A 5,195-nucleotide genomic window follows, 5' to 3' on the forward strand; every position below is an offset into this window, starting at 1 on the left:
GCGGTCATCGTGATGATGCCTTTCGAGTCGAGGTAAGAGACTTCTCGAAGGATCACACGGTGACCGCGTCCACGTCTTCACGACGAGCCGGGCCACCGCGGCTACACCACTATGCGGGACTCAACTGGGAATCGACCCAGCCGACGTGAAGGATCTGATGCGACCGCTGCGAGAGATTCGTCAGGCACGCCAGAAGCCGGCCCACGCCCTACGCACCAATATCACGGACAAGACCTACGTGCATCGCCAGGTGGCGCTGCTCGAGGATCTTAATGACGCACTTAGGGAGCTGGCCCGGTGGCTGTCCACGCACCCGAAGAACCAAGGATGGAAGCCGAACTTCGAGCCAGAAATCTACTACCGGATGTAGACCTACTCTGCGGTCATCTGAGCGTCATCCGCTAGCTGGTCGCGCAGGATCTTGACGATACCTTCTCTATAGGGTTTCGTTACGCGGTATGTTTTCCCTGCCTTCAACCCTGTAACGAGTTGCGCAATCGAATCGGCGTGACGGAAACTTCCTCCGACCGCGAAATACGCGCGCAGCCACGACTCGTGGCTTAGCGGGGTACCCCTCAGCTGCGAACTCTCGGACAAGCTGCACGACCACGTCTTTGCCGCGGCCAGAGCTGAGGCCGTTGTAGTCCTCATTTTTCGTGCCTTGGTCCGGCAGTTCGAGACACCCCGTCGCTACTAGGCCACTTGACCGGCGCGCTGCTGGCTATGAGCTCAGATGCGATGCGGCTGTCACGGCCTGATTCGGTCGCACCGTGCGTGACGCTACTTCGCGGTTCCGGGCCACATCGTGTGAGGAGGCGTCTGAGATGACAATCGAGCGTGTTCAGCCGCATTGAACATGCGCCACCCGTAGGTCTCAGCCTGCACGTACGAGCGGTCAGCGACGACTCGCCGAAACCGCCCGGGGCCGAGACCGCCCGTTATCACCTCTTCGTCTATCCAATTCAAGAGCTGCACAGCCCAGTCGTCCGCGTCATTTGGTTCCGCATACAACCAATACTGGCGCTCCCCTCTACCCACTTCGAGAATTGACATCCAAGCCACGCCGCCCCTCTTGCCCTCGATCAGCATTTCAAGTTTGTCGCCGTCGACCTCTAGGTCGAGGACCCTGAAGGACCACGCAACACGATTGGAGGCAGCGAGAACCGCTCGTGAGGCATCGGAGGCTTCGATCAACATGTTGTTTGTGCCCCCAGGGTCATTTATTCAAGGCGTTCTTGACATAGTTGGGGCATATCCTGCTTTTGCCTGGAGTGTCGCAATAGGTAGTCACCACCCCAAACGTTTGCCCGGGGGATCCCGCTCTCCGGTAATCAACAAGGGCTTTCACTGATACGGCCTGCTTGATTACGCACCCCCAGACGTAACACTGGATATTATTCGCGTTTAGGAAATAATTCTGATTTGTAGTAGAACCGGCGCCGAGGATTTTCGTCGCTGATTGCGTCACACGCCTCGTGACATTCTTGTCGAGGTTGTGTTCAATAGTTTTCCTGACAGCCTCGCGCCGCATCAAGACCGTCTTTCCGTCTTTACTGCGCCACGAATGCAGTACGTCGTAAGGCCCGGCCGCGGCTGGTGTCAGTTCGAGTTGTTCTGGTGTCGATGATGGCGCCGGGAGGGTTGGGTCGAAGGAGATGTCGCCACCTTCAATCTCAATCTGTGCTTGTGCAAGGGTCAGTTCAGGGACATTGAGTGACTCCAAGTCGGACGCTTGAACGGTGGCGTTGGCGGGGAGGTTGAGTTCACCCAGCACCGTGATGACGACACTCTCATCTGTGGAGAACGACCAGGTAGGCGTTGTGATGGTCGTGGGCATTGTCGCCCCGACAGGTGTTCCTTGTATCTCCGCAGACCAGAAATAGGTTTGGCCCACGGCCATGACATCTGAACTGAGTTCGTACTCGAGTGCTCCCGTAAGCCATTCAGTTCTGATGATCGGTTCCGAGCTGGGGGTGCCTGCCCGCAGCGTGTAGCGGACGAGCACATTCTCGGGGAGAACATCGTTCCTTGGCGATATGGCCAATCTAGTATTGAGGGGTGCTATTTCACCCATGGCGGGTGACGGGACCATCTCCTGGGTGTTCCACGCTCCACCCAGTCGGAAACTGTAGGTCGACTCGGCCACAACGTCGTCGTCAGCGGTTCGGGTTTGCGCCGTGATGGTGTGCATCCTTCCTTCCGGCGCAATGGCCACCATCTTGGACGCGGTGCTCGATTGGCTCAGTGCAACCGACTCAACGTTGTAGTTCGCATACGTCACGAGTTGGTACCCAGCGCTCGGAGCTACGGGGCCCGTAACTGTGCACCATGTGATGGTTGACGGGATGGCCGCAGTTTCGGACCCGTTACCGTAGCTGCAGGAAATACCTGGTTCGACAGGGCTGATGAACCAGCCTTCGATGTTGACCACGATGTGGAGCGGGCCGCCCGAACCGTTCCGAATCTTGACGGCCCCGTCAGGGCCTAGTTTCGTGATCGAGAACGCGGTCTTTGGTTCATTTGCCATGAACGCTTGTTGGGTCAGCCCAGGCTGTCCATCAGAGGGGTAGGTCTCTTCGTGGCCGGCTGATGTTGGGTACAGCTCAATGTTGGTGGCGACCGAGGATATCCCGGACCCAACCGCTGGGACTCCGTTAACACCAGCGATTTTTATAACGCGTGTCTCTGATGGGGCAAGCGGCGTACTCGACGAACGCGTGTTTGCGACTGTTGCCCGGCTGGGTACGAACGCCCCGGCCGTCGGCGAATCGGACGTGGCTGTGTAGTAACCAATGACGGCAGCAGCAATGGTCACCGAGCCGCGGGGGCCCATTGCAATGGTCACGTTGCCGTTGGAGGAAGCCGGCAAGTTCACAGTGGTAGTCCACACGTGGTTGTCACCGGCAGGCCAGTTGAACTGCGACCGCCCGTCCGCGCCGGAGTTCGCGGGAAAAATGTTCAGCCAGCCATTAGCGGTGGTGTCTTGAGCAAACTCGATGACGTTCAGCACTACGGCTGACGCGTTGGCGGGGATGACGGATCCCTTGCCCACTCCAAACGTCATCGTCTGCCCAGCCCCGATGGCCCCGGCAGGAACCGTATTCAGACTGGTTTGACTGATCGGGACGTACCCACCCGCAGCGGTGTTGCCGGACGTGTAATAGCCCTGGACATCGACGATGATGTCGGTCACAGCAGTTGCCATGATCTGAATGCGCCCGTCGGATCCGATGGGAACGATGGTCGTGCCCGTCATCGTCGTGTCGGTGTAGACGAGGGACGGGATTGTGTTGTTCGGGGTGGCAACGCCAGTTTTGTCGATGAACAATTTACCTGGGACGTCGTGGTTGTTCGCCGTCAACGTGACCTGTACCGCAGAGACACCGGTGGCCGGGATACCCGCGACACCCAGTATCTGCACTGGCCGCCAGGCGTTAGGGGCCATCTTCGATCCACCAGGATTCGCGCTCGCGTAGGCGCGGCCCTGAACTGGGACGAACAGGCCACCGCTACCCGTCGCGGCAGTCTCAGCTCGGGCAGGAGCCGCCTGCACTGTCAGCATTCCCGCTACGAGGGCGAACAACGCGACCATTGTCAGAACGGTCCGCCAAGTGGTCCTAAGCGCAAGGGCAGTAGTAGACATTTTGTCTCCCCCTCAGCACGCGGCAACTCGCGTGCAATAAGAACTCGACGAGTCGAGCGAACGCCGACCGTCTTGGAGGGGTTTGAGATGAAACTATCTACCAAGTTTTGTGCGTGGTACTCCCCCAAGCGGGGCAATTAGGGGTCCCGGCGCCGTGCACGGCGCCCGACCGCTCGCAGCCTCCTCAGCCGAAAGCAATAGCGTTGGCAGCTGAGGCTGGATGACGGTGCGTCACGACCCGCATTTGGTCGGAACCATCAAAGAACCCATGATGACCCGACGCGGCACCTCGTTGTAACACCCGATCAACCTGATCAGGTTTCACGCCTTGCGAAGCTCCACACAGTCGGACCGGGTTGCACCAAAGCGGTGGTCGTCCTCGCAACCTGTGAACCTGTGAGCCTGAGGCAGTGTTGGGCAGCTGAACGAGCCACCTGCTCATTGCTAGTGGCACCACCACCAGTTATTTGCTGACACCTCGGTTCACGACCCCCGGGATCGGGCCGTTATGGAGCATCCCGACGTTGGTTTCTGCCGGCATATCGCCGCTGCCGTCATCTGGTGCGGATTCGTCAAACTCCGGGCGCGCCATCCGCATCCTCCTTCTGAGCTCCGTAAGCCACTCCGAGGAGGGTGTCGTCGCTGTGGGTCAACAGGCCAAGGTTGTCATCAGAGCCGCTGTCCGCACCGAAGCTCACGGTTCCGATCGATGTGCCGTCGTCCGTTATGTCAGACGGCTGTTCATCTGACGCGGTCGAATCGAAGTCTGGTCGTCCCAATGATTTATCCTCCGAAGAGTTCGATACCGAATACAAAAGCTAGCGAAATTGCCGAGAAAGCAATGGTGCCAAAACCGGCCCATACCCATAGTCCTCGATCAAGAATATCCGTCTCAATGGCTGTGAGCACACTGGCCTTGTCTTTCACCAGCTCGACCTCGATAGCTGCAGCACTATGGTCAGAGTCTAGGTGTCGATCAACGAGGCGGCGGGCCTCAATCCCCGGGCGTCTCCCGGGCCTGAGCGCAATGGCGGCGCAGCCGAGGGCGGCGCACGCTAAAGCTAGTGCGACTACACCGAGCGCGGGCGCGGACTTCCACAATTGAGCGGTCGCAGCGGTGAGTAATACCCCCGCGGATACCGCGAGGAACGATGCTTTGTTGGCTACGCCGCTGGTTCGAGCGGTCGCATCTGTCCCAAGCGTGTCCAACTCATCGTTGAGAAGACGAACGCGATCAAATCGAACACGTCTCGCTTGAATCGATGGATCCACTTTTTTCATATCCGAAGACTACAAACCCCTACCGTCATCTCCACCGACGGCGCCACGGTGTCGCTTATGCGACAGTGATCCTCGTGCAACTCCGACCGCGGTCAGAATCTGGCTGGTGCATGAGACGAAGGTTGACGGCCAGCGACCGGTAGACAGTTGAGTCCCGCATAGTGGTGTAGCCGCGGTGGCCCGGCTCGTCGTGAAGACGTGGACGCGGTCACCGTGTGATCCTTCGAGAAGTCTCTTACCTCGACTCGAAAGGCATCATCACGATGACCGC

General features: G+C 58.8%; 3 protein-coding genes and 1 pseudogene. 1 reads left to right on the forward strand and 3 read right to left on the reverse strand.

Annotated features, from left to right (window positions below; genetic code table 11):
* Positions 1-91: 91 nt before the first annotated feature.
* A pseudogene (locus G5S38_RS15055) lies at positions 92-370 on the forward strand (hypothetical protein); the annotation flags it as partial.
* A gap of 410 nt (positions 371-780) precedes the next feature.
* Here G5S38_RS15055 and G5S38_RS15060 read toward each other — a convergent pair.
* The 3 genes from G5S38_RS15060 to G5S38_RS15070 all read right to left on the reverse strand — a co-directional run bounded on the left by G5S38_RS15060 (position 781) and on the right by G5S38_RS15070 (position 4,924).
* On the reverse strand, positions 781-1,197 hold the full coding sequence (locus G5S38_RS15060) for a hypothetical protein (RefSeq protein ID WP_165070377.1): 417 nt from the start codon (positions 1,195-1,197) through the stop codon (positions 781-783).
* Positions 1,198-1,216: 19 nt separating this feature from the next.
* Positions 1,217-3,592, reverse strand: a complete 2,376-nt coding sequence (locus G5S38_RS15065; RefSeq protein WP_165070379.1) for a hypothetical protein — start codon at positions 3,590-3,592, stop codon at positions 1,217-1,219.
* Positions 3,593-4,426: 834 nt separating this feature from the next.
* Positions 4,427-4,924: a hypothetical protein gene (locus G5S38_RS15070; protein WP_165070381.1), complete on the reverse strand. Its 498-nt coding sequence runs from the start codon at positions 4,922-4,924 to the stop codon at positions 4,427-4,429.
* Between the last annotated feature and the right edge of the window lie 271 nt (positions 4,925-5,195).

It is taken from the genome of Marisediminicola senii (assembly GCF_011057645.1).
Classification (GTDB): domain Bacteria; phylum Actinomycetota; class Actinomycetes; order Actinomycetales; family Microbacteriaceae; genus Marisediminicola; species Marisediminicola senii.

Excerpts from the sequence above, each read along its gene's own strand:
- G5S38_RS15060 (WP_165070377.1), bottom strand. The coding sequence starts at position 1,197 with ATGTTGATCGAAGCCTCCGATGCCTCACGAGCGGTTCTCGCTGCCTCC.
- G5S38_RS15065 (WP_165070379.1), bottom strand. The coding sequence starts at position 3,592 with ATGGTCGCGTTGTTCGCCCTCGTAGCGGGAATGCTGACAGTGCAGGCG.
- G5S38_RS15070 (WP_165070381.1), bottom strand. The coding sequence starts at position 4,924 with ATGAAAAAAGTGGATCCATCGATTCAAGCGAGACGTGTTCGATTTGAT.